Here is a 24,101-nt window from a genome sequence, read left to right as displayed (position 1 = left end):
TCTTGCAACTATGATGAATCCACTTACTATCAAGCCACTTTTTCCGGTAGATTCCCGGAACACAATCTCAAAATTAAGGCTACGGATAAATGGTTGGTACTTCACAGCTTTTCTGCAATCGTATGGGTCTGTAATCAGTTTTTGAACACTCAAACCGAAGCTGTTTTAACACCGGATACCTAGAAAACAGAGCGAGCAGTAAAACGTTGCCCGGAAACGGCAGAATCTGTTTTTTTTCTCTGCAACAGTTGCAGGTTTAACCCATGCCGTCACAGGGGGAATGTGCCACCTTTGAAAAAGTTGGCAGCATCCAAATTCTAAAATCGAAATGCGCCTACTTGCGCCCGAATGATAATTGCCGTGATATTGTCGTGACCGTTGCGTTTGTTGCCCAGTTCAATCAACTGAGCAACTCCCTGGTCGAGATCGGCTTGGGGATTGAACAGGGGTTCGAGAGTGTTCTGCCAGTGAGTTTCCAACAAATCATTATCTGTCAGGCCGTCGGAAGCCAAAATTAATAAGGTATCTTCGCACAAGTCTAAAAACTGCACGTCGGGCTTGAGAAAATTACTGTCTCGCGGGCCGAGGGCTTGAGTTAGTTGATAGGCGTCGGGACGGGCATAAGCAGTTTCCGGGTCAACCCCGCGCTTAATTTCGCGCTGACCTACTTCGTGGTCGGAGGTGATTTTTTCTAGGGTTTGTCCCTTTCTCAGTCGGTAGAGGCGGCTGTCGCCGACGTGGGCAACGGCGAATTGGGTGTCTTGAACTAAGACTGCGACTAGAGTTGTACCCATGCGGGCGCTGCCGGAGCGTCCGTCCTTTTGATTGATTTCAAAGATGGCTTTGTTGGCTAGCAGGACTCCCTCGCGGATGGTGTCTGCCGGAGGTAGTTGATTTTCCCAACGGGTTTGAAAGAATTCTCTGAGAGTTTCAGCGGCTAGTTGACTGGCTACTTCTCCGCTGTCGTGTCCGCCCATGCCGTCGCAGAGAATGTAAAGCCCTTTGGTTTGAAAAATACGACCGAAGGAACTTTCGAGTTTGTTTAGCTGAGTCCAGATGCTGAAGAAGTCTTCGTTGTGGTCGCGCGTGCGGCCAACATCGGTGAGGCCTGCGTCTTCTAAGCTGTAAATCTGGAGTGGCATGGGCTGGGTTAATACTTCGCCAACGTCGGGGTGCGACTCGTCGGTGCCGCGGAAAGGCCGGCGCGCCGGGGTTGAGCTTGGTGAAGGTGCGGGTTGGAGTTCGAGGGGAACAGTTTCTAGGCGCGATCGCAACTCTTCGATTGTGCTAATCTCGCCTCTGTACATTTGTTGCAGCAGTTCGAGCAATGCGCCAAACTGAGTGCGATGATCGGACTGGCTAAATATCACCTGCCACAATTGCCCCAAATCTACCAGTTGCAGGTTTGATCCCACGGGTTCGGGATAGAGGTATTGCAGTCGCAAAGAAGCCAAGGAAAAGGAAGAGTCGGGGTTGACTCGCAAATTTGTCAGTTCCAACAAGCTTTGCCGACAGCGCCAGGGTTCTAGGGCAGCCCACAGTTCTGTCATTTCGTGTAGCCAATATAAAATTTGCTGGGTGGAAGTTTCGGGTTGACTCCAGCGTTCTACCAGCAGCGGCCATTGGGAGCAGTCTTCTAGCAGCAGCACTGCCTGTTCGTTCTCTGACCAGCTATCGTGAATGACTGGCAGGTTTTGAGAGAATTGCCACCGCAGTGCCAGATAAGGTTCAGCTATGCCTTGGCAAAGCTCTGCTAAGGCGGAATTGGTTGAATTTTCTCCGCCTGTGATTGCTGCGGTATAGGGGGATGTTCGTCTGGCGACGCTAGCAGAGTTGGCTGCTAGCATGGCTTTGAGGGGTGACATTTCGAGCGGCTGACAGTCCAATACTGTTACTGCTACTGTGTCTGAGCGTTTTCTCGGCGGCACGGTTTCTAGGAGTTGGTAGCGCTGCTGAGTGTCTAAATAAGCTCCGGCTGGCTGGGAAGGGATTAAATATTCTGAATTGGGGATGGGGAATTCTGGAGATGGAGGGGAGGTGTCAGCTATGTTTGGGCTGTGGGGGTTCTCGGTTGCTTCCTGGATTTGTTTAGGCTGTGGTGCGGTTGTAAAATTCTGTTCAGATGGGGTTATTTCGCGCTCTGGTGCGGTAGTAGAGCTTTTTTCTGTTGTTTGAAAGGATGCTGGTGCGATCGCCCCCACGGCTACCACAGCGTCTATTTCTGGGCTGCTGAATTCGCCGTCGCTTGGCTGTGGAGAAGTTGGTTCGACGGCTATTGGTGGTTCGGCTGGGGTGGTTATTTCTGTTTTAATGGCGTCTGTGATTGGTTCAGGAGAGTTTTGGCGCGATGCGGTTTCTGGAACCCTCTCTGGTTTTTCGGGAAACTCGGCTGGGGGTAGGGTTGACTCGTCTGCCTCGACTGCTGGAAAATTCGATCGACCGCAGATAATCGCCCGCCACACTTGACCTGTTGCGACGCCGCAATTCTGACATAATGCGGCGCTAAAAGCGACTTGGGCACCGCATTCGTGGCAAGGTTTGTAAATTAGGGAATTTCCGCATTGTTGACAAAACTTGTTTGGATTGGGATTTTCAAATTGGCAGCGGGGACAGAGAAGCATAGGGGTTTTAAATTGGAGATGGGCGATCGAGTTTGGCGGTGAGGAGTTTTGGGTTTTGGGCTGTGAGTTAGGAGTTATGAGTTTTGGGCCTGACTCGCAACGGATAACTCGCATTGCCCTATGCCTTATTTTATCGGGATGAATTCAGAACTAAGATATTTCTTAGAACTGAGATGTTGCCGCCGTGTCAGGAATAGACCTCTTAAGCCAGACCCACAAAAATTTCTCTCGCTTCTGGGGCCCAAAAGCCAGCCCCACCAGTGGTAACAGCGTGTGTAACCCACAAGCAAAGCTATCTCATGAGTGCAAGGGGCATCCTGCCTATGCTTAACAATGGTGCAATATCTCAGTTAGAAGGGAATTGCTGTAGAATCTTCTTGGAAAACGGTTTCTCGCGCGATCGAAACAATGGTGGAGAGGGGTACTTCACAGAAATATTTCCGCCGGAATTGTTCTTCGGAGACTGCTGCTAGGAATTGCGCTGCAAAACGGGCGGCAATCGGGGAATTTGGCACTGAGAATTGAATGGATTGGCTATCTAATAAGGGTTTGGGGATTTGATCGGGCGCGTCTTGGTGCTGTGCGGTTTCGGGTTGTCTGGCGATGTGGAAAGCTCGATCGCGGTAATTGATTTTGAAACCGAGAGATGTTAGGGTTTTAAACCCCAGTTGCAGCGATGTGTCGCTGATGCCGAGTTTTTGGGTTAGTTGCTGTCTGGTGACGGGTCTTTTGGTGCGGCTGAGGTATTTGGCGATGCCGATTAACTGTTGGCAGATTTGCTGTGGGGGTACGAGTGGGGGTAATGTATAGGCGATCGCGAGTTTTTTCTGAGTGTGCTGTGCTTGCCGAAACCAAATCCGCAATTCGTCCCAGCTTGCGGGGCATTCTTTGAGGACGAGCGAGTTTTCGCGATCGACCATTTCGGAATTGTAAGCTAGATTGTCGATCGGCATTTGAGATTGTAAGTTTGTGCTGGCTGCTAACAACTCTTCATCGTTATTTCTATTGCGCCAGTCTACGATCCAATCTATTTTAGTCTGGGAATTTATTTTGTTGTCTTCCGTGCGTTCTTGCACTGATACGAGGCGCACTTCATACCGCGATTTGTAAGTATTAAAATCGAGTTCAACGGTGACATCGCACCGGCCTTGGGGAACTTCATTTTGATTGTGTCCCCACCAAATGCCGGGAAATCCCGTATCGCTAGATTCATCCCTAATTGTAAATTCTGTTTTGATATATTCTACTTTTTGCCCTTTCAAGTCCTTGATTTTTTGATTCCACAGATTGTCAAACCAGCAGTTTTCAATCAGCAATTTGGGGGCGGGGTTGCCCATGCCGCAAGGTTCGAGCAATTTTAATTCTTGAAATAAGTCCTTTCCTAATTCGGAGACAGTAATTTTTAGGTCTGCTTGAACGGGGGCGGCTGTTAAACTATCTGTACTGTATTGTTGTCGCAGTTGCTGATTTATCGCATCGGTAAATAGGGGGATATTTTCAACAGGGAGACTCAATCCGGCGGCGAAAGGATGACCGCCAAATCTGTGCAATAAATGCGCTTGATCTTTGACTAATTGGTAAAGGTCGATTTGATTGGCGGAACGTGCGGAACCCCTGGCAATTTTGGATGGGGAAAGTGTTGGTGATTCTGAATCTAAGAAGGAGGTAAATTGCATTTCTGGGGCATTTTCATTAATTTTTTCGCTTCCTTCTGTGCTGAATAAAATCACGGGGCGGCCGTATTCTTGGGCGATTTGTCCCGCTACTAATCCTAATACTCCTACGGGCCATTGGGGGTCGCTGAGGACGATGACGCTAGTAGTTGAGAGGTCGAGTTTGGCTAATTTGTTGGCGGCATCTTTGGCAACATCTTTTTGTAAAGATTTGCGCCGGGAGTTGGCAATTTCGGTTAAATTTGCTAGTTCTTCGCAGCGTTTTTTGTCGCGGCTGGTGAGGAGTTCTACGCAGAAGCTGGCATCGCCTTGAATGCGGCTGACGGCGTTGATGCGGGGGCCGAGGCCGAAGGAAATGTCGGTTGGGCGATCGCCCGATCTTTTGCACAATTCGAGCAATTTTGCAACTCCTGGGCGGGTGGGATTTGCGATTTGTTTTTGCAGTTGTTGGATGCCGATTTGTGCTAGATAGCGGCTGTCTCCTGTAAGTTGGACTAAATCGGCAATTAACCCGATCGCTACTAATTCTAATAAATCTATGAGCGGGCGCTGCGGAATATCCGGTAATGTGTGATATAAGGCTTCAACTAATTTGTAAGCTACTCCAACTCCTGAAAGGTTAAATAGTTGGTGGTTTGGGGGGAAATAGCGGGGATTGATAATGGCTGTAGCTGGCGGGCGATGGTCAGGTAATGTATGATGGTCGGTGATAATTGTATCGATATTTAAGCTGGTGGCGTATTCGATTTCGGCGATGTTTGTACTGCCAGTATCACAGGTAATAATTAAGCTAATTCCAGATTGGGCTAAGGCATCTATTCCCGGGATGTTGAGTCCGTGAGATTCGGTTAAACGGTTGGGAATATAATAAATTAGTTGGTTGTTTTGAGCAAAAAATTCTCCCAGTCCGTCCCAAAGTACGGAAGTTGAGGTAATACCGTCGGCGTCGAAGTCTCCCCAAATTGCGACTTTTTCACCGCTGTTTCGTGCTTGCTGGATTCTTTCTATCGCCCAGTTCATTTCTAGTCCGAATTCAAAGGGACTTGCAGGTTGATAAAGTTTGGGATTTAAGAAACCGGGTATTTGTTCGGGATTGTGAATTCCTCTATACCACAGAAGTGCGGCGGCATAGTTTCCGGGGAGTTCTGGTGCGTGGTTTCTGACAGCTTCGATCAGCCAAGCTGGGGGTTGGGGTAAGAGTTGATTTTGCCAGTTTTGAGGTATTTCTGCCATTCGATTTTAGATTTTAGATTGTGACCCCAGATGAATCCGAGGGCTTTTTTGTATGTTAAATAAAACTTAAGCGAGTCACTGTTTCCCAGGCAGAGCCGGGGAACCGATTTCCAGAGGCTCTGCCTCGCTTAATATCGGGAAAATTGGAGGCAGAGCCTCCGTATAGGCGTTACCAGGCAGAGCCTAGTAACGAGTAAAATATGGGGGCTTGTTTATATATTAAATAAATATTTCGTCGATTATAGCAAGATTTGGTAGCCAATCTGTGGGAGTTTCTGCGAGAAGATATGGTGAGGGAGTTTTTGTGTCTGGTGTGCGGTTGCAGCGAGTGGCAAATTGACAGGAATCGCAAAGATTGGAACTAATTTCTACTTGGGGTAAGAATTCGCCGCCTTCGGTATAGCGCTGTCGCCAGTCGGTTAGCTGCTGCAATAGGTGGGCTAAATCTTGTTTTGTGCGATCGTGCTCTGTTTGGTTGTAAGAAAATGTGAGTTTTTGCGGCGGTTCTTCTCCTTGCAGTTGTACGAACCAGTATGTCATGGAAACTTGTTCGGGGGAATAGTCGCTGGTTTCTACTAAGACGTATAAATAAAGGCGAGTTTGCCAACTTTCGGCTATCCATTTTGATTTTTGAGGGCGGGGATAGGTTTTCCAGTCGAGAATTTGGGCGGCGTTTGGTTCGGCTATTAGCAAGTCATAGATAACAGTGAATAGGTAGTCTTGGAAAATTAGGGTGCGGGGGTGTTCGGCTTGGCGGAAAATTCGATCGCTATTTTCTGAATTGGCGAAAAGTTCGGGTGCGGTGTTGATAAATGCTGCCACACAGCGTCCCAGTTCGGGGTCTTGTTGAATGATAAATTCAAGGGGAAGTCCGAGTTCTCGCTGCTGCATTAATAGGTGAAAGTGGCTTCCCCATGTGAGTTTTTCTTTGTGTTCTGGGGAGGCGGTGGTGGCGAGTAGTTCGAGGTAGCTGTGTTGGAATTTGCGGGGGCATTCTTCGAGGATTTTGAGTTGGGTTTGGGAAAGTCGGAGCATTTTCGGGTGTGATGTTGTTGGTTTTTGGTATGGTTTTGTTATACTTTTTATGAAAAATTTGTAACAGTTTGTGCGCCCAAACTATATCTTGTTCTCAGATGAATTTAATTCAATCATCAACATCGGTGAACAGGGCTGATAAATCTCGATAACCACTCACAACTCGAAAGATTTCTATATCCTGTCCGATCCGCATATAGAGTATAAGATAGTTATCCATCGGGAGACTGCGTAGACCTGATAAAATTTCGTCTCGTTGTCGTTCAGGTTGGGAAAGTGAGCAATTTTGGCAAATTTTGCGTCGATCTTGCTTAAAAAGCGATCGGCTATATCGAGTCCCGATTGACGAGGGATGTAGTCTACAATTTGCTCGATGTCTTGAATTCCGGGTTCGGTGAGGCGAAATTTGGGAGTCATGCTTCTGATGAACTGTAGCGCGATGCCTACGGCTGGCTACGCCTACGCAGGCTGGTGCGAATTTGTGCGATTGCGATTGCACCGTCTACAACTTGATTGCGTTGGGATGCTTGCTGGCCAATCACTGCGTCTCGTTGAAGTTCTTGCAGTCGTCCTTGATAAATGTCTTCTTTTTGTTCCAGGAGTTGAATGGCTGCGAGGATGACTTCGATCGCACTTTTGTATTTGCCAGTCGTGAGTTGACGCTGCACGAGGGCTTCGACTTCAGGTGACAAAACAATTTGCATGGCGCTTGAGAGTATAAGTGTTGATTCTATTGTAGGCGCTTCCCTACGGGATAGCTGCGCTCGTGCGTACTTCAGTTATATTGTTTTGGATTAACGGGCGATCTTAATTTACTCACAAATCCTATAGCAAGACTATATGATTTGTGAGAATTTACCATAACTGTGAAGCTTGGGAAAACCAAATATCTGATAATGAGTAACTAACTTAAATATATATAGCAATCCTGTATGAATTGTGAACAACTTGCATGGGTAATGCCCCCGTGTCTACCTTACTCTTAGAGGGGCAACCACGGGGGATTCATCCTACTTTTAGTCCGGTTGCAAGTCAAAGACTACGACAAGCGTTGCTTGAGGCATCAGTTGACGCAGACACAGCAAGTGCCCGTCAGCATCCGATCGACTGCGAAATCGCCCCACAATCGCCCGCTGCATACTGGGCATGAGTTTGGCGATCGCCCAAGGGTAAAGGCGTTTTTGGTACGCGATCGCCCCAGGATTCGCTGCCAATCCCTGTTGATAACCGTTTTGTGGCATGATGGTTTAGTATCCTCTATGGACTACAGGAAAGGGCGTTAGTAAGTCTCTTGCCGGAAATCGACTAACGCCTCTACTACTATGATTAAACACCAAATAGGTCATATCCGTCAACTATTGACGGTAAAACTTAACGTTTTGTCCATCAAAAGGTTCTGTCAGCTATGGATCTGAGAGCCTTAAGAGAACGTGCAGGGCTGAAAATTATAGACGTAGCACATATACTAGAATGTGCGGAATCTTCAATTCGCAACTGGGAAAAGGGTCGAACATTGCCAAAAATGGAAGTTTGGCAAGTATTCCGAATGCGGGACTTGTATCGATGTACCGAAGCGGAGTTAGTGCTAGCTGTCAGAAAGTCAATGCCGGTGGAAAAAAAAGAACAGGAAAAACCGACGGAGTAAGAATACTGATGAAGCCTTGAATTGTTTGCAGAAGTGATATATTTTTGATTTTTAACCGCAGATGAACGCGGATAAACGCGGATGAAAGTGCGATCGCACTTAATCACACATCACAAAATCACTCTTTTGTCAATACAAATACGCTGTCTTTATTCCCCCGTCCAATCCGCAAATCTTTATCCAAATAAGTGATATCCAGCCATCCCTGCTGTTCGCGAGTATCCAGCCCGAAATCTACAGCAGCGAACTTTTTACCCGACTCAATCTCATTGATAAACTTCCCCGGAGATTCATAGCCAATCAACCTGCTTAAACCTACTATAGACCGCTCAAACTTCACTTGCACTCGCCGTTCGGAAGTTGGCTCAAATCTCGCAGCTACACTGACAATTCCTTCCAAATAAGGCAAGCCGTAAAGTTCGCCAATGTTATAAATTTTAGATTCTTTGACGCGGATAGATTGATAAATTTGACCCAATTTCACCAAGGGAAAACTGTCAAGATTCAGCAGGTCGCGGCTGGTGGTGTACAATAACCGCCAGTCACCATTTAAAAGCTCTGCGGCTTCGATAGGGCGCGGTGTGGGGTTGTAATCTTCCAATTGGGCGATCGCACTTAAAATCGCTTGCTTGTCGCTAGCCGTAGCCAGCAAACCTCGATTCTTACCAGCAATTATCTCTAATAGTGCAGATTTTCTAAGCATAGTTTTGTTGGTTGACTGTTGACTGTTGACTGTTGACTGCTACAAATAACAAATAACCAATAACTAATCAGTAATCACTAAAATATCAAATTTCACCAAATAAAGCAAAGTCCGATACAGGTAGGCTAATTCTTGCTCGTTTTTAACGTAGCGCCGGATAACTTCCCCCACGCCGATCGCACCTTCCTGCTTAATTGTATCCAAGATCTCCATCTGAATGCTAACAGATCTTCTCCTATCCTCACCAAAACTGGTAAACCTAATTGTCTGTACCTGCTTTAAAAGTTCTGGTGTGGCGATCGCACCCAGACTCAGCATCATCTCATTGCTTAAACTTCTAGTCGCATAATTACCCAATACCCGAAACGGATCGTCGCCTAGGGGATAAGGCGGCTTCCCAGGTTTTAAAGGTGCTGACTCCGGTGCCGCAAGGCGAATTTCTGCTAATTCCCGCCACAATTGTTCGTAAGCAGCAATTACTACTTTCCAATCATAAATTTCCCTCGCCCTTTGTCTGGCATTTTCCCCCATCCGCTTTCTCAATTCGGGGTTTTCAATTAATTGGCACAACGCCAGGGTGCAAGCATCAATGTCAACTGCTGTGGCGAGGGAAGTGTGACCCATGTAAGTCGGCCAATTTAAGCTGCCGTCAAGATAATTTAGGGCTAAATCTAAACAAGATTCTGGGGGCGGGATGAGTGTGGGAATGCGGAAGCCGTCTATTTCGTGGCGTACAGATTCTTTGTATCCGTTCCAATCGGAGACTATTGCAGGCAGTCCGTTCGCCATGGCTTCTATTGGTGTCAGTCCGAAGGATTCTTGAATGTTGTCGGAAAGCGAAATGAAAATGTCGGCTGCAGACCAAATATTTATTCTAATTTCGGGCTGTCTCCCATCTAAAAAAATAGCATTCACCGACGGACAAAATATTTGTGCGCTATTTTTAAAGTCGGGTTCTTCTCTCGGATCTTCGATCCAACCGGCTTGAATTAAGTGGATCTTGGCTTTTGTGTGTTGTGATGCCCGTTCTAGGGCGATGTACATGGGTACCGGATGAGCTTTTGCAGAAAAAGTCAATCGACCGACAAATAACACGACAATATCTTCGGGAGAAATGCCGAGTTCTTGTCGCAGTTGGCGGCGACTATTAACGGCTTCCACACCCTGCGGAAACGCGCTGCAATCGACTCCTAGGGGAATAACGGGGAATTTAACCAAAATCTCCGGTTTACCGCCGTTGCGCTGGGCTAAATATTCAGACCACTCGGTCATAACTCCTTCTACTGCTGTTTTCACGGCGGCAGAGGTGCAGATCAGGGCGTCCCAAGGCTGCATGGGTGCGGTGATCAAATCGCCGATCGCCCCCATGATGTATTTTGTACCGATCGTGTGAGTAACGCCGCAAACGCTGTAGGCCCGCTGATCGACAAATCTGCGGGCCCAAACCATCTGCGATAGAACCGGATCGGGTCGGTAAATTGTCCCCGGTTGAGATAGCAAATCCGGTCGTTCCATGGGAATCCAGCGGACTTTCCGAGGTGTTTGCAGCCAAGGTTGGATGTGCGAACAAAACTCTTTAAAGGTTGTTTCGCTATCGGCGCAACAGTAGAGAGAGTCGGCGGTTCCGTGTTGTACTAAGCTTTTGAGAAACCCTTCTCCGGCTGAATGACGCCCCAGAAGTTTTTTGCCTCCAGTGTGGTAACCCTCTTTGCTGTATAAAACTGCTGCCGTTGTATCCATTCTGAGATTTATTGCTTGAGAGTTGACTGAAGAAGCCAGAGGGCATGCGGGTTCAGGCTTTGATGAAAAACCAGGAGACTGTTGTGAATCAACGCCTTGCCGTTAGCGAAGCTTGCAGAATAGGATCGCCGCGCGTCCCGCGATATCTTAAAGACGATCGTCTTAGATTACAATACTTACGGCTAAAGAAGGATTGGCAAGACCGGATTTTAGTGCTATTCTGAGGCCCATGCTTGGGGGCGATCGCCTTTTGGGTCTCCCATCTTATCCGATCCGGAACCAAACAGTGCCTGTGGTATAATGCTTTAGCCTTGCTAAATGCCCGATTTGCAAGTGCTCGATCAAAGCAGCAGTTCGTCGGCAAAACGTTACCTCACTCGATCGCGTCTTTGTCTTTAAAAACCGATAATCATGTACAACCCATCTCTGCGTCAAATTCCTCGCCACTTACCTGCGGATGTAATTCCATTAAAACAGCAATCTTCTCTTTTAGACTGGTTGGAATCTAACAATCGCCTGTTAGCAAGGGATGTCCAAGAACCCGACTATCTGCACGAAGAAGAAATTTCTGAACTTATGGCAGTTGACGACAGTCCTTACGATGATTTAGAAGAGGAAGTAGAAGAGGATGTGAGTGTAGGCGAAGAATAACGGGTAGAAGGGTGAAGAAATCAACCGGAAACAGGGAAGAAAAACTAAGAGATTTCTCAATCTCCTGTATCGCACCCTATTCCCCCATTGTCAATTGCTTATTCTCAAATAGTGTGTGGTGAGGAGTGTTATGGATAACTTTTTGGATGAGAAAATCCCTTTTAGTCTGCCTTTCAAACTTACAGGCAAGAATTTATTCCTGCTGCTGGGTTTGGGGCTCGGCATTTTAGCGATCGGTTTAGATGTAGCAGCGGGTAGATTTTTGAACTTACCTGCATCGCTATTTATCCCGCTAGTTGTTTGTGCTTTAGTTGCGTCGGGGTTGGGCTATGCAGTTGTGCCCGTACTCCAGCAACTAAAAGCAGGACAGATAATTCGCGAAGATGGCCCCCAAGCCCACTTGAAAAAAGCGGGAACGCCGACAATGGGAGGCATCTTTTTTGTACCGGCAGGGGTAGCAGTCGCTTTACTTTGGTCTAAATTTAACTCAGATGTTGTTGCCGTATCGGCTTTAACTTTAGCTTACGGTTTCATTGGCTGGATCGATGACTGGCAAATTCTGCGACGTAAGTCGAACAAAGGTATTTCCCCTCGGATGAAATTGGCTTTGCAAATAAGTTTTGCTGCTCTATTTTGTCTGTGGCTGATGTTTCATCAACCTGCTATTTCTACAAATGTTGCTTTGCCTTTCGGTTGGGTATTGCCATTAGGTTTGCTGTTTTGGCCACTGGCTGGTTTTGTTCTAGTTGCCGAAAGCAATGCTACTAATCTTACTGATGGTGTTGATGGATTGATGGGCGGTTTGGGCGCGATCGCACTTTTGGGATTGGGCGCATCTGTAGCCTCAACTTCGCCAGAATTAATGATATTTTGCGCTTGCATCAGCGGCAGTTGTTTCGGTTTCTTAGCACACAACCGCAATCCAGCCAAGGTGTTTATGGGCGATACAGGTGCTTTAGCTTTGGGCGGTGCGTTGGGTGCGGTAGCTTTATTAACAAATAGCCTTTGGATATTATTAATTATCAGCGGAATTTTCTTTGTAGAAACGCTGTCAGTAATTGCTCAAGTAGGTTATTACAAAGCTACAAAAGGGCCTGATGGCATCGGCAAGCGTCTGTTAAGAATGGCTCCACTGCACCATCATTTAGAGTTGTGCGGCTGGTTGGAAACTCAGGTTGTTGGCATTTTTTATTTAACTAATGGGGCGTTAGTGTTAATGATTCTGATGTTGACAAGAAACAGTTGAGAAGGGACTGCGTGACGGATTGCACAGGGGATGTAAGAGATATTTTCTACTATTTGAAAGAAACAGGCAAGATGCCTGTTCCACAAGAACCGAAGGCAGTTGTGGAACAGGCATCTTGCCTGTTTAAGGCTCGGAAGTTATAATTTTGACAATATATATCCCCGTTAATGCAAGGGAACTTAGTAACGCTTTTTAATTATTTGAAGAACCGGGAAGAGGCTTATAGCACAAAGGAAGAACTACATTTGCTTATTTATCTTCCTTAGCCTCCTTAGCGCCTTCGCGGTTCGTTTAATCTTACTCAATATTAGTTATGCTATCGTTTACGGTTGTTTGTGAATGACTAAAACGTTTTTACCGGAGGTTTCGGTGGTTGTGCCTGTTTACAACGGCGAGATGGATTTGCCGGAGTTAATCGAGTGCCTGCGATCGCAAACTTATCCGCCACACAGAGTAGAATATCTATTAGTAGACAACAACAGCCGCGATCGCACTTCAACCATCCTCCAAACAGCAGCCTTTAACTCCCCCTCAGTCCCCCCTTTGGTAAGGGGAGAAAGCAATTTCAATCAAATAACCATTCGCCACCTCACCGAAAATCAGATTCAAAGTTCCTACGCCGCCCGCAATCAAGGAATTCGCTCATCCACAGGTGAAATCATTGCATTTACCGATGCAGACTGTCGCCCAAAATCTGACTGGCTGGAAAATTTAGTTAAGCCATTCGTTGACTTACAAATAGGAATTAGCGCTGGGGAAATACTCGCATTGCCCGGTAAAACTATCTTAGAACAACACGCCGATCGCCAAAATATTTTATCTCAAAAACATACTCTCGCTCACCCTTTTTGTCCCTACGGTCAAACCGCCAACTTAGCTTTACGGAGGCTAGTTTTAGAACAAATAGGATTATTTCGCCCTTACCTTACCAGTGGTGGCGATGCTGACTTGTGTTGGCGGATTTTGCGGGAAACATCCTATAAAATGTATTTTGCGGAAAATGCGATCGTCCGACACCGCCACCGTTCTACAATAAAACAGTTGCAAAGTCAATGGTATCGGTACGGCGAATCTAATAAATATTTGCACGAACTCCACGGTGTCGATTTGATGCGAGAATTCACAACAGGGGAATATTGTTATCGCCTAGCTAGATGGCTGTTCAAGGAATTGCCTGTGGCTGCTGCCAAAAGTGTGTTAGCGAAGCCCTTGAAGAGGATCGCCCCAGCCGAGCTGGTAGATTTGTTTAATACGCCGATCGGTCTTTTGAATGTTAGGGCAAGGTCGATGGGGCAGCGCCAAGCCAAACTTCCTTTAGCAGCTTGGGACATTGAGCGGTTTTAATATTTTAGACAATTAATGATTGTTCGATCGCACTGGCGATCGACAAATATTCCTTTGCATGCAATCCGCCCCTCTATATACGTATAAGTATAGTTTATAGGTACAGATAAATATGCTGAATCAGAAATATGAAAATTTCACGCAATACTTAATATAAAATTAATAAGTCTATTCTGAAGCGCTCGGTTTGACGAGGCGAAGAAACTCAGAGGCAAACCCCTAAATTTTCTTTACTTCTGCCTTCGGGCTTTTCACTGCTGTCGTCAGCGCGAGCGGAATTATTCTCAGATTTTTAAATTTTTGTAACCTTTACAAGTAATGCCAATGGATCAAATCTTAGTCCAGACCGTTTGGTTTATACCTTGCTATCCACTCATCGGCGGAGTTCTGTCAATGCTGTGGTTTCCAGCAGTTACCCGCCGCACGGGACCAAGACCATCCGGTTACGTGAACGCCATATTAACCTTGTTCGCTTTCTTACACGGGGTCATAGCCCTAACAGCTATCTGGAACCAACCGGCGCAACACCAGTTGATTCCTTGGCTGAATGTAGCAGGTTTAGACTTAACCATTCCCGTTGAAATCTCTGCTGTCACCGTCGGGGCGACAGTTTTGATTACCGGACTGAACTTGCTGGCGCAGATTTATGCTTTCGGTTACATGGAAATGGACTGGGGCTGGGCTCGGTTCTTTTCTCTGATGGGGCTGTTTGAAGCTGGGATGTGCGGCTTGGTACTGTGCAATTCCCTGTTCTTCAGCTACATGATTTTGGAAGTTCTGACTTTGGGTACTTACCTGCTAGTCGGGCTGTGGTTCAATCAGTCTTTGGTGGTGACAGGAGCCCGCGACGCTTTCTTAACCAAGCGGGTGGGTGACTTATTCCTGCTGATGGGAGTAGTCGCAATTCTGCCGCTGGCTGGAACTTGGAATTTTGACGAGTTGGCTGTTTGGGCCCAGACTGCAAAGCTTGACCCGACTGTAGCGACGTTGCTGACTTTAGCTTTGATTGCCGGTCCGATGGGTAAATGTGCTCAGTTTCCCTTGCACCTGTGGCTGGATGAGGCGATGGAAGGCCCGCTACCGGCGACGATTTTGCGGAACACCGTAGTTGTCGAAACTGGTGCTTGGATATTGATTAAGTTGCAACCGGTGATTGCTTTGTCGCCGATCGGACTGAAGACAACTATTATTGTAGGCGCTGCGACGGCGGTTGGTGCTTCATTAATTGCGATCGCCCAAATTGACATCAAGCGCACGCTTTCTTATATAGTCAGCGCTTACATGGGCTTAGTATTTATCGCCGTCGGCACCGGACAAGCCCAGACAGCCCTGACATTGATATTTGCCTACACCTTCGCAATGGGTTTGCTGGTGATGAGCATCGGTTCGGTAGTTTGGAACAGCGTCACTCAGGATGTCCGAGCTCTCGGCGGTTTGTGGGGAAAGCGGCCAATATCGGCCATATCGTTTATTGTCGGTAGCGCTGGATTGGTGGGACTGCCGCCCTTCGGCTGTTTCTGGGCTTTAGAAGACTTCACATCCGGGCTTTGGGAAACTCACCCTTTCTTGTTAGGAATAGTGCTGTTTGTAAACGGCGTCACTGCTTTTGGCTTGGTGCGCGTCTTCGGTTTAGTTTTTGGCGGCAAACCAAAGCAAATGACCGAACGTTCGCCAGAAGTTCACTGGCCTTTCATCTTGCCGATGACTGTTTTAATGGGCTTTACTTTGCACGTTCCGCACGTGCTGGCAACGTGGCAGTTATTGCCTGGGGCGAGCTTTAATTATACCGCCACTGGACTGCTAGTTTTGTCAACGGCGATCGGCATCGGTGCAGGAGCATTTGTTTACCTGAACGAGAAATGGGAAAAACCCGTGCGAATCGGTTCTCAAGCCCTGCAAGACTTTTTTGCTTACGACTTTTACACCGCCAAACTTTACCGCGTGACAGTGATATTTGCAGTTGGTTTGGTTTCGCAAATCATCTCCTGGGTCGATCGCAATATTGTTGACGGATTTGTGAACTTAATCGGTTTTGCAACGGTTTTCGGCGGGCAGAGCCTCAAATACAACGTTACGGGTCAAACTCAGTTTTACGCCCTGACAATTCTGTTGGGAGTAGCAGTTTTGGGACTGCTGGTAAGCTGGCCTTTGCTAGCTCGATTGTCGCTAATTGTGGGCGGGTAAAGAAATATAAGGTTGAAGATTTTAGGTGACAGTTTTAATCTAAAATCTTAAAAACATGAAGTCTTGAACAAAGATTTCAAACTAGAGACAACAAGGCAGCATAGATGAACTCAAACAACAGACAATTCAATCTTTCCCGACGCAATTCGCTTAAATTTGTCGCAGGTGCTATTGGTACAGGGATACTCGCAGCAGGAGCAGGCGCTGATTTGGCTGCACCCGAACCGGCAATTGCTCAAAATGACTTGACTCCCGATGCGGCTCTAAAACAGTTAATGGACGGGAACAAACGGTTTGTTGACAGAAAACGCCTAAATCCCCACCAAGACTTTGGGCGCATCACCGAAGTGGCCAAATCTCAAAAACCCTTTGCTGCTATTCTCGGCTGTGCAGATTCCCGCTTTCCTTCGGAAATTATCTTCGATCAAGGATTTGGAGATTTATTTGTCTGTCGCGTGGCAGGAAATGTTGCTACCCCAGAAGAAATTGGCAGCCTGGAATTTGGGGCGCTGGTACTGGGAGCAAAAGTGCTTGTGGTAGTCGGGCATGAAAGGTGCGGTGCGGTAGACGCAACCATCAAAGGATCTCAAGTTCCCGGTCAAATTGGCAGTTTGATCGACGCCATTAAGCCGGCTGTAGCAAGCTCGAAAAACCAACCGGGCGATAGTCTAGAAAATGCCGTCAAAGCGAATGTTATGCTGCAAGCTAACAGGTTGAAAGCCTCTCCAGTTATCTCTAAGTTAATTCAAGAGAATAAACTGAAAGTTGTTGGTGGATACTACGATTTAGATACGGGGACGGTCACTATTATTCCTGAGTAGTGAGGGAATTTGGAATTGATAATTGGGGTAAAGTTTAACATCTAAACTCTCAAATTATCAAAGACAAGAGGCTGCAAAATTGATTGTTCACTCTTCACTCTTCACTTCACACATTATGCTTAGTGCCTTGCTCTGGTTGCCCGCGTTGGGCGCTGCGGTAGTCGGGTTCCTGCCCGGAAATATCAATGGAATGCGTCTGCGTTCAATAGCCTCGGCTTTTGCAGCAGCTATTTTCATTTTAAATATCTGGCTGTTGACTCAATTCGATCCAGCCAATTCGGGACTGCAATTTCAAGAATATTTGCCTTGGATTCCACAATTAGGTTTGAGCTACAACTTGGGCATTGACGGCTTGTCCTTGCCGCTGCTGGTTTTAAGCGCTTTGCTGACGCTATTAGTCATTTACGGCACTGGCGAAAAGATGGAGCGCCCCCAGCTTTACTATGCTTTGATTTTGCTGATCAATGCTGGTATTGCCGGAGCTTTGATGTCTCAAAATTTGCTGCTGTTTGTACTGTTTTACGAAGTAGAATTAATTCCTTTTTACCTGTTGATTGCGATTTGGGGCGGAAAGCAGCGGGAATACGCTGCCATGAAGTTTTTGATCTACACGGCAGTTTCGGGACTTTTAGTGCTGGCAGCATTTTTAGGTGTGGCTTGGCTGAGTGGGTCTTTAAATTTCGATTACAGTGCGATTACCACTCAAGAATTGCCGAGAAATTTGCAGTTAATCCTGCTAACAATTTTGCTAATTGGGTTGGGAATTAAAATTCCCTTGGTGCCGCTGCACACTTGGCTACCGGATGCTTACGTCGAAGCTTCGCCAGCAACAGCAATTTTGCTGGGAGGGATTCTGGCGAAGTTGGGAACTTACGGTTTAGTACGGTTCGGCTTACAGATGTTTCCCGAAACTTGGTCGATTATAGCTCCGGTTTTAGCGATTATCGGGACTGTGAGCGTGATGTACGGTGCTTTGAGCGCGATCGCCCAAAAAGACATCAAGCGCATGGTAGCCTATAGTTCGATCGGACACATGGGCTACATCCTCGTTGCCTGCGCGGCGGGTACGAAGCTGGCATTAATCGGTGCTGTCGGGCAAATGGTAAGCCACGGCTTGATTTTAGCTTTGCTGTTTTACTTGGTAGGTATCATCGAAACCAAAGTTGGCACGCGGGATTTGGATGTCCTCAACGGTTTGATGAACCCGATGCGGGGCTTACCCACTGCCAGTTCCCTGTTAGTTTTGGGCGGTATGGCAAGCGCCGGAATTCCCGGCTTAGTGGGTTTTATTGCCGAATTTTTAGTATTTCAAGGTAGTTTTTCAGCATTTCCAATTCCAACTTTACTGTGCATTTTAGCCTCCGGGTTAACAGCAGTTTACTTTGTAATTCTGCTCAACCGCACCTGTTTTGGGAAGTTGGACAATGCTACGGCTTACTACCCTCCAGTTACGTTTGCTGAAAATATGCCGGCGCTGGTTTTGGCGGGCATCATTTTTGTGTTGGGAATTCAACCTGCTTGGCTGCTCAAGTGGAGCGAATCTACCACAAATGCAATCGTCGCTACTCTGCCGGCGGACAGAAATGCCCAAGTAGCTATTAGCTATCCCGGTGAACATTTGGCGATTTCCATCGCGTCTACACAACAAACAAAGTCCGCCGACGCTAACTAAGAGAATCTACTTGTTACCAGGCTCTGCCTGGTAACGCAAATCCGGAGGCTAAGCCTCCTATTTTCCAGTTCTGGCATGGATATCGGTTCCCAAGCAAAGCCGGAGAACCAGTTAAAGAATTGCACCTTTTTGCAATAATTCAAAATATTTAGATTCAGTCAATCAAAGGAAAAAACAATGGTACAAACCCCTAATAAACCAGCAACTAAACTACCTCCTTCCAAGCACGAATTTGCGGAAGTAATTCACAGGCTGGAAGCTGGCGGCGCGATGATTCCAGATACGCCGGAAAATCTGATGCAAATCATCGCTATTTGGAAAGCTTACGCAGTGCCGATGGACTTTTACTGGCGCGATTTGCTTTACATCGCCGAACGAGTATTTTTGCACCCACTTCCCTTCTTTAAATACTTTTTACCCCAAGAGTATTTAGATTTACAAAATCACTATGCAGGCGACGGTGCAGATTTGCGGATATGGCGCGGGACTGGAAGCGTTCACCCCGAACTTTTGGAGTTCATGGAGAAGGGAGAAACAGGCAAATTGCCACGGCTTTTTCACCATTTGTGGCACGATCGCATTAACATGGAATTTGCGGAAGAGTGCATGAGGTCAATGCTTTGGCACCGTGGCTTGTACGTGCCGACCAATCAATTCGATCCTTATTTGGACAGTGACGAATATAAGGCTAATGCCGATCGGGCAATTAAAGCTTACTTCAAAAAAGACCCGTTCATGCTGGCACTGCACAAAGCATTTCCAGAAATGTTTTTAGAACAGTGCCGCCAAATGTCTTATTACAGCAATCTCGGTTTATTCTGGGAAGTCATGGCGCCGGTGTTTTTTGAGGTTTCCGACTTGTACGACGAAGGGAAAGTTACCACAGTCCCGCAGGCGATGGATTTCCTAGTAAATGGCATATTTGCGATCGCCGGTCGCCCGATTTACCACCACGTTCAAATTGACGGTGAAACCTACGAAATCATCCCGAAATCTAAAGGTTTCACTTGGCTTTACGAAGCAGCGCTGCCTTACGTGGAAGCTGTATTTTACCGCACTTCCCCGTTCCGTGGCACCAAATCTTACAACGCTCAAGCTAAGGAAGTTCCTGACGACCAAAAAGACTTTCACTTCGGAGTGCTTTATGCAGACAAATTCCCTGTAGGTACGGCGGGGATTCCGCCGACTTTGCTAGCACAAGATATGCTGCATTTCCTGCCGCCTTATTTGATGGATTTCTACAAACAGCGCTGTCGCGGCGAAGATGATATTCTGAATCAAATTGGGGTGACATTTCAGCGATCGATGTACTGCGTAACTTCGGCGGTGATTCAAGCTTTGCGTACTGCTCTTTTGTATCCTTTAGATGACCCGAATCCGAAGCATTTGAAGGCAAATCGGGCTTTCTTTGAGTCTCAGATCGATCGCTTCTGTCGCCCGGAATACGGCATGAAATATGCTGCGAAGCTCAAGAATATTCAGACTTCGGATTACAGGTAAAGGATGTTTGTGGGAGGCATCTTAGCTGAAAAGTTCGCCAGTCCGTTAGCCAGGGGTTTAAACCCCTGGCTCAGAGCTGCGAGTCGGTTGAAACCGACTGGGAAAAATGAAAGCTTTTTTAAATCGTTTCAAAAGTCCTATAATATTAAGCTACTTGGCGTCATAATTATTCCTCTCTCTCTTCTTTTCCTCTGAGTTCTCTGCGTTCTCTGCGGTTTAATCATTCCCATACAACCGGAAACGATCTAACCAATAACAAATAACCAATAACTATGGACAGTAACGATCTAGCCAAATATATCGAAGCAAAGGACGGGATTTCCAAACCTTGGCTGTTGGTGCAACTGCGGCTGAAAAAATTGCAAGAAAGGCGATCGGAGATTTCTGCTGAAGAGTATATGACAGAACTTACTGACCTTCACAAAGATTTAATGAATCTGGGGGAATGGTGGCTGGGAATCGAGGATGAGGTTTTCTAGGCGATTTGAAGAATGCTAGGTGCGGGGATGGGTTCACCTTCTTCCTGCCAAGCTTCTAGATACATTTCGAGCACTTCTTCGCCATGTCGGATGGCTTCTTCGCGGGTTTGGCCGTGGGTACATGGCATGACAACGCGCTCGGCAAACTCTGGAATTGTCACGAGGAAAAGTTGATCCTCGTCAGACCATTGGACGATCATACTGTATCGGTTCATGAATCTTCCTCCTTTAACTTGTCTAGTTCGGCTAACAATATTGCCAACTGCTTCTCTCTCATAGCGTGGCACATCATCTCCGTCTTTGCCTGGAATTGTTAATGTCTTCCCAATCAAAGGGTGCTGCCATCTTTCATGGCTGCCTTTTCCGCGTTTTGGCAAATAAATAAAGCCCTCACGGGTAATCTGAGCTTTTAACTCGCGAATTTTTCTAGGCATGGTGATTGTCCATTTTCTACCTCCATTTTCTCACTTAGCCATTTATTTTAATTTTTCCTTTGCCCATTCTCGCAGTTGCTCGTCGGGGCGATCGCACTTTAAAATTTCTCCATCAAATCTTTTTCTTGGGCATAGACATCTCGTAGCTGTTGCAGCGCGGCCCCAGAAATGACCGATTTAACAGTAGCCACCAGTTGTCCCCACTCCAGCAATCTGTCAACTGAAACAGCTTTTTTGAACTTGTGGGTGTAGAATTTCGTCCAAAATGCCGGTGCTTGCTTGCTTTTCCAGCGTTTGTACCATCTGCCAAAATCTTGAGGAGCGATCGGCTTTACTGCTAAAATCGGGGGAAAATCGGCGTAGCTGACAAACCGACTGATGCCTTTGGCGTGAACGTACACCATGTAACGACAGCATTCGATGCGGTAAATCTCGTCTGCTGCGATATTAAACAGGAGTGCAACTGTTTCTTCTGTGACAAATCTCGCCAGCGGATGCAGGATGGGAGATTTATGAATTATTCTCGATTCTGCGATCGTCCGCGATTTTGCCGGAGTTTCTGATATCATGGCTAGTACACCTCTGGATATGGTTAGTAGACTTCTGGATATGGCAAATGCACTTTTTGATAGAAAGAAATAATCTATCCAGATTAGGTTTTACAGACGATCGCCCTTTAGTTTTCCAGGCCGGGGGGCGATCGGCTTTTTAGATGAATTTATTGTAAGGTGTTATAGCACCCATTGTCAAGCATGGGTTTAGTAAGAATTAAAGTCAGAGAACTAGCCGCAGAGAAAGGTTGGACATTCAAGGAAGTTTCAGAACGTTCTGGAGTGGTGTACAACACTGTCAAGCATTATGCCCGCTGTCCCGGGCTGACAACGGTTGACTTTACTTTGCTGCTGAAATTAGCTCGGACTTTTGATGTGATGATTGAGGATTTGGTTGAGGTTTTGGAGGAATAGGTCGATCTGCCTTTCCATGTTTCTACTATAAACTTTTTTGTTGCGTCTTGTCAAGACGCGCTTAAGCATTTTGCATCGCAGCTAAAAGCTCAGCTTAAAGGTGCTAAGATTTAATCCAAGTTATTAATCTCCCGTTACCTTTGCGACAATCAAGCAATTTGGTTCGGGGCCTCGGATTCATCTGTCGGATCGATCTAAAATCTAAAATCTAAAATCTAAAATCTAAAATTGGATGACTAGAGCCAGTACCGCCATCGGGGTGAGCCCCATCATCAAGGAAATTGTGCAGAAAAAGGCGCTAGCAACCCGACTAACGCTGAAGGAAATTATCTATGTCGGGATGCTGGCGATTGACGATTTGGACGAAAAGCGCCTGCAAGAGTTGGCAGATAAGGTGCATCAGATGCAGGTGAATGGTGAAATTTGAGGGGATGAGGGCGATCTCACTTCGGGTGAAGTAAGGCAAGGGCGCTCCTATGGAATTCGTCTACTGAAACAAATTCTCATTTTTCTACCAATAAATTGGGGTTTTCTTCTCCTCAACAGGAGCGTTCTCCGATCTAGTATTTGTACCCGTTTCGGTGATCTTAGCCCCACACAGTCTGCTCAAATCAACTATCGTGCTATCGGAGCGCTGATAAAAACAAAAAGGTCGATCGTTGGATTGAGCATGGGGTGGAGCAAAAATAGCAGGCATGGAAAAGCGCTCAGAAGACTGCCTCGGCATGGGGGATACTGGAACTTTCATCTCGGTGGTTTCCTGTGACGGTTTTGCATCGGCTGCGTCGGCTGTTACCATTCCTGACAGTAGCAGAAATGCCACCGAAAGCAGGAGGAGATTCGAGTGTTTCATATTACTTTTCGACAATCTTGCTTCTCAGACTATTGACAAATCCCAGCACTTCGGCTTTATCGGGTGGATTGACCCTATTTTTATCGAGAGCTTGGGATATATCATTAGCAAAAGCATTAAATTCACTGTCCGTCAAACCTCCATCCATTCCACTATGGGAAAGCTTCATAGTCCGCCCTGTATAAACACAAGGCCCCCCTGCCGCTTGGCAGAATTGATCCACTAACAACTGACGCAGCCTCTGTTGTGAGTTTGTGCCCAAGCCAATAAAGTATTTACCAATTAGTGCGTCAGCGAATATGAAAGTTGCTGAATCATCAATGACTTTGGCGATCGCGTTGTAGCCTCCCAGCCTAGTGTAGAGAGAATTTCCTCCGGGAACTTGTGCAATCAGATCTGTAGTTACTTTTTCTGCTGATTCTTGTGCTGACATCACCGGCGTAGAACGAGCGAAACTAGGGCTTAATCTGAAAGTAGTCACTACTATGACTGTGATACAAATTAATGTCAACAACATTGCCAAAGATTTACTGAGTTTCATTGAAAAATCTCTAATTGTGATGGTAAATTGAATCGTCAGCACTCGCTCATTTACAGAGACATAGGGTTAAGAAGCCGGCAGCCGATGTCTAAGCTAAACTCAACTTTGTCTCTAGCTCGGTGCGATGATGGAGAGCGATCGCTCTCCACATCAATTGATAACTTTACCATCAAATCATCTTACGGTAGATTTTGTAATATTTCTTAGATAACTCAGCATTTGCTGATTGATGGACTTCACATTGTGTTGCATTTTGTCAAAACGCGCTTAAACAAGTTTCATCGCAGCTAAAAACTCAGGTTAAAAGTCCTAAGATTTAATCGAAGTTATTAATCTCCGGTTAGTTTTGTGACGAGAACCCGTACAGCCGTTGGAGTCAGCCCCATTATCAAGGATATTGTGTAGAAAAAGGCGCTAGCAACCCGACTAACCCTCAAGGAAATCATCTATGTCGGGATGCTGGCGATTGACAAGCTAGACGAAAAGCGCTTGCAAGAATTGGGTGATCGGGTGCATCAGATGCACGTGAATGGGGAGATTTGAGGGGATAAGGGCGATCGCCCTTTTGGTAGAGTGAAAAGGCTGAGGGGGTGACAAAGAGGTTTAGGAGATAGACCGAATAAGGTTTGCAGCCCGCATACCTTGTTGATAAAAGCGACGTTTATTTCGAGTTAACTGGCGTTTACTGTTCCACCTCCCAAGAATATTGTTCGAGATAATTAACCCACTTTTCTCCATCTAAGCCAACACCAAATGTACTC

Annotated in this window: 23 protein-coding genes and 1 pseudogene; 11 read left to right on the top strand and 13 right to left on the bottom strand. The window is 46.5% G+C overall.

Annotated features, from left to right (window positions below; genetic code table 11):
• Positions 1 to 317: 317 nt before the first annotated feature.
• From QUA33_RS06670 to QUA33_RS06645, 6 genes are all read right to left on the bottom strand, one after another.
• A complete protein-coding gene (locus QUA33_RS06670; RefSeq protein WP_333147488.1) occupies positions 318 to 2,621 on the bottom strand; it encodes a serine/threonine phosphatase in 2,304 nt (767 codons plus the stop codon).
• A 350-nt stretch (positions 2,622 to 2,971) separates the two neighbouring features.
• Positions 2,972 to 5,527 carry a DHH family phosphoesterase gene (locus QUA33_RS06665; RefSeq protein ID WP_333147486.1) on the bottom strand — a complete coding sequence of 852 codons (2,556 nt, stop codon included), beginning with the start codon at positions 5,525 to 5,527 and terminating at the stop codon, positions 2,972 to 2,974.
• A 219-nt stretch (positions 5,528 to 5,746) separates the two neighbouring features.
• The gene (locus QUA33_RS06660; protein ID WP_333147484.1) at positions 5,747 to 6,562 is read right to left on the bottom strand and encodes a PD-(D/E)XK nuclease family protein; all 816 of its coding nucleotides are present in this window, start codon (positions 6,560 to 6,562) and stop codon (positions 5,747 to 5,749) included.
• Between the two features lie 174 nt (positions 6,563 to 6,736).
• Positions 6,737 to 6,979: a type II toxin-antitoxin system RelE/ParE family toxin gene (locus QUA33_RS06655; RefSeq protein WP_333147482.1), complete on the bottom strand. Its 243-nt coding sequence runs from the start codon at positions 6,977 to 6,979 to the stop codon at positions 6,737 to 6,739.
• Between the two features lie 26 nt (positions 6,980 to 7,005).
• Positions 7,006 to 7,266 (bottom strand): type II toxin-antitoxin system ParD family antitoxin, encoded by a 261-nt coding sequence (locus QUA33_RS06650; protein ID WP_333147480.1) that lies wholly within the window; start codon positions 7,264 to 7,266, stop codon positions 7,006 to 7,008.
• Positions 7,267 to 7,578: 312 nt separating this feature from the next.
• Positions 7,579 to 7,803: a hypothetical protein gene (locus tag QUA33_RS06645; protein ID WP_333147478.1), complete on the bottom strand. Its 225-nt coding sequence runs from the start codon at positions 7,801 to 7,803 to the stop codon at positions 7,579 to 7,581.
• A gap of 164 nt (positions 7,804 to 7,967) precedes the next feature.
• Between QUA33_RS06645 and QUA33_RS06640 the strand changes: the two genes are divergently transcribed.
• Positions 7,968 to 8,207: a helix-turn-helix transcriptional regulator gene (locus QUA33_RS06640; RefSeq protein ID WP_333147477.1), complete on the top strand. Its 240-nt coding sequence runs from the start codon at positions 7,968 to 7,970 to the stop codon at positions 8,205 to 8,207.
• A gap of 118 nt (positions 8,208 to 8,325) precedes the next feature.
• On the opposite strand, the gene QUA33_RS06635 is transcribed toward QUA33_RS06640, so the two are convergent.
• Entirely contained in the window at positions 8,326 to 8,910 is a 585-nt protein-coding gene (locus tag QUA33_RS06635; protein WP_333147475.1) for a PAP/fibrillin family protein, read from the bottom strand.
• Between the two features lie 63 nt (positions 8,911 to 8,973).
• On the bottom strand, positions 8,974 to 10,650 hold the full coding sequence (locus tag QUA33_RS06630; protein ID WP_333147473.1) for a glycosyltransferase family 4 protein: 1,677 nt from the start codon (positions 10,648 to 10,650) through the stop codon (positions 8,974 to 8,976).
• 411 nt (positions 10,651 to 11,061) lie between these two features.
• On the opposite strand from QUA33_RS06630, the gene QUA33_RS06625 reads away from it, so the two are divergent.
• The 8 genes from QUA33_RS06625 (at position 11,062) to QUA33_RS06590 (ending at position 20,547) form a co-directional block, all read left to right on the top strand.
• Complete coding sequence (locus QUA33_RS06625) at positions 11,062 to 11,301, top strand: DUF3134 domain-containing protein (protein ID WP_006631296.1); 240 nt, start codon at positions 11,062 to 11,064, stop codon at positions 11,299 to 11,301.
• 130 nt (positions 11,302 to 11,431) lie between these two features.
• A complete protein-coding gene (gene mraY, locus QUA33_RS06620; protein ID WP_333147471.1) occupies positions 11,432 to 12,547 on the top strand; it encodes a phospho-N-acetylmuramoyl-pentapeptide-transferase in 1,116 nt (371 codons plus the stop codon).
• A gap of 339 nt (positions 12,548 to 12,886) precedes the next feature.
• On the top strand, positions 12,887 to 13,891 hold the full coding sequence (locus tag QUA33_RS06615) for a glycosyltransferase (protein ID WP_333147469.1): 1,005 nt from the start codon (positions 12,887 to 12,889) through the stop codon (positions 13,889 to 13,891).
• Between the two features lie 324 nt (positions 13,892 to 14,215).
• Positions 14,216 to 16,075, top strand: a complete 1,860-nt coding sequence (locus QUA33_RS06610; protein ID WP_333147467.1) for an NAD(P)H-quinone oxidoreductase subunit F — start codon at positions 14,216 to 14,218, stop codon at positions 16,073 to 16,075.
• A 104-nt stretch (positions 16,076 to 16,179) separates the two neighbouring features.
• A complete protein-coding gene (locus tag QUA33_RS06605; protein ID WP_333147466.1) occupies positions 16,180 to 16,896 on the top strand; it encodes a carbonic anhydrase in 717 nt (238 codons plus the stop codon).
• A 115-nt stretch (positions 16,897 to 17,011) separates the two neighbouring features.
• Complete coding sequence (locus QUA33_RS06600; protein WP_333147464.1) at positions 17,012 to 18,568, top strand: NADH-quinone oxidoreductase subunit M; 1,557 nt, start codon at positions 17,012 to 17,014, stop codon at positions 18,566 to 18,568.
• Between the two features lie 177 nt (positions 18,569 to 18,745).
• Positions 18,746 to 20,068 carry a CO2 hydration protein gene (locus tag QUA33_RS06595; protein ID WP_333096761.1) on the top strand — a complete coding sequence of 441 codons (1,323 nt, stop codon included), beginning with the start codon at positions 18,746 to 18,748 and terminating at the stop codon, positions 20,066 to 20,068.
• Between the two features lie 272 nt (positions 20,069 to 20,340).
• Positions 20,341 to 20,547, top strand: a complete 207-nt coding sequence (locus QUA33_RS06590; protein WP_333037052.1) for a hypothetical protein — start codon at positions 20,341 to 20,343, stop codon at positions 20,545 to 20,547.
• On the opposite strand, the gene QUA33_RS06585 is transcribed toward QUA33_RS06590, so the two are convergent.
• From QUA33_RS06585 to QUA33_RS06575, 3 genes and pseudogenes are all read right to left on the bottom strand, one after another.
• Complete coding sequence (locus tag QUA33_RS06585) at positions 20,544 to 20,762, bottom strand: type II toxin-antitoxin system HicB family antitoxin (RefSeq protein WP_333078499.1); 219 nt, start codon at positions 20,760 to 20,762, stop codon at positions 20,544 to 20,546. The genes QUA33_RS06590 and QUA33_RS06585 overlap by 4 nt on opposite strands.
• 120 nt (positions 20,763 to 20,882) lie before the next feature.
• Positions 20,883 to 20,981, bottom strand: a pseudogene (locus tag QUA33_RS06580) (type II toxin-antitoxin system HicA family toxin); the annotation flags it as partial.
• Positions 20,982 to 21,079: 98 nt separating this feature from the next.
• Complete coding sequence (locus tag QUA33_RS06575; protein ID WP_333147462.1) at positions 21,080 to 21,550, bottom strand: hypothetical protein; 471 nt, start codon at positions 21,548 to 21,550, stop codon at positions 21,080 to 21,082.
• Positions 21,551 to 21,733: 183 nt separating this feature from the next.
• Between QUA33_RS06575 and QUA33_RS06570 the strand changes: the two genes are divergently transcribed.
• Positions 21,734 to 21,946 carry a helix-turn-helix domain-containing protein gene (locus QUA33_RS06570; RefSeq protein ID WP_006631306.1) on the top strand — a complete coding sequence of 71 codons (213 nt, stop codon included), beginning with the start codon at positions 21,734 to 21,736 and terminating at the stop codon, positions 21,944 to 21,946.
• 232 nt (positions 21,947 to 22,178) lie between these two features.
• Positions 22,179 to 22,373, top strand: a complete 195-nt coding sequence (locus QUA33_RS06565; protein WP_172190590.1) for a hypothetical protein — start codon at positions 22,179 to 22,181, stop codon at positions 22,371 to 22,373.
• 84 nt (positions 22,374 to 22,457) lie between these two features.
• Here QUA33_RS06565 and QUA33_RS06560 read toward each other — a convergent pair whose 3' ends face one another.
• Positions 22,458 to 22,799 carry a hypothetical protein gene (locus QUA33_RS06560; protein ID WP_333147459.1) on the bottom strand — a complete coding sequence of 114 codons (342 nt, stop codon included), beginning with the start codon at positions 22,797 to 22,799 and terminating at the stop codon, positions 22,458 to 22,460.
• Position 22,800: 1 nt separating this feature from the next.
• Positions 22,801 to 23,340 carry a group 1 truncated hemoglobin gene (locus QUA33_RS06555; protein ID WP_333147457.1) on the bottom strand — a complete coding sequence of 180 codons (540 nt, stop codon included), beginning with the start codon at positions 23,338 to 23,340 and terminating at the stop codon, positions 22,801 to 22,803.
• Positions 23,341 to 24,101 lie beyond the last annotated feature (761 nt).

The sequence above is a fragment of the Microcoleus sp. Pol14D4 genome (genome assembly GCF_036701245.1).
Classification (GTDB): domain Bacteria; phylum Cyanobacteriota; class Cyanobacteriia; order Cyanobacteriales; family Microcoleaceae; genus Microcoleus.
The sequence above is the reverse complement of the archived record's forward strand: the minus strand, read 5'-3'. Positions and strand labels throughout refer to the sequence as shown.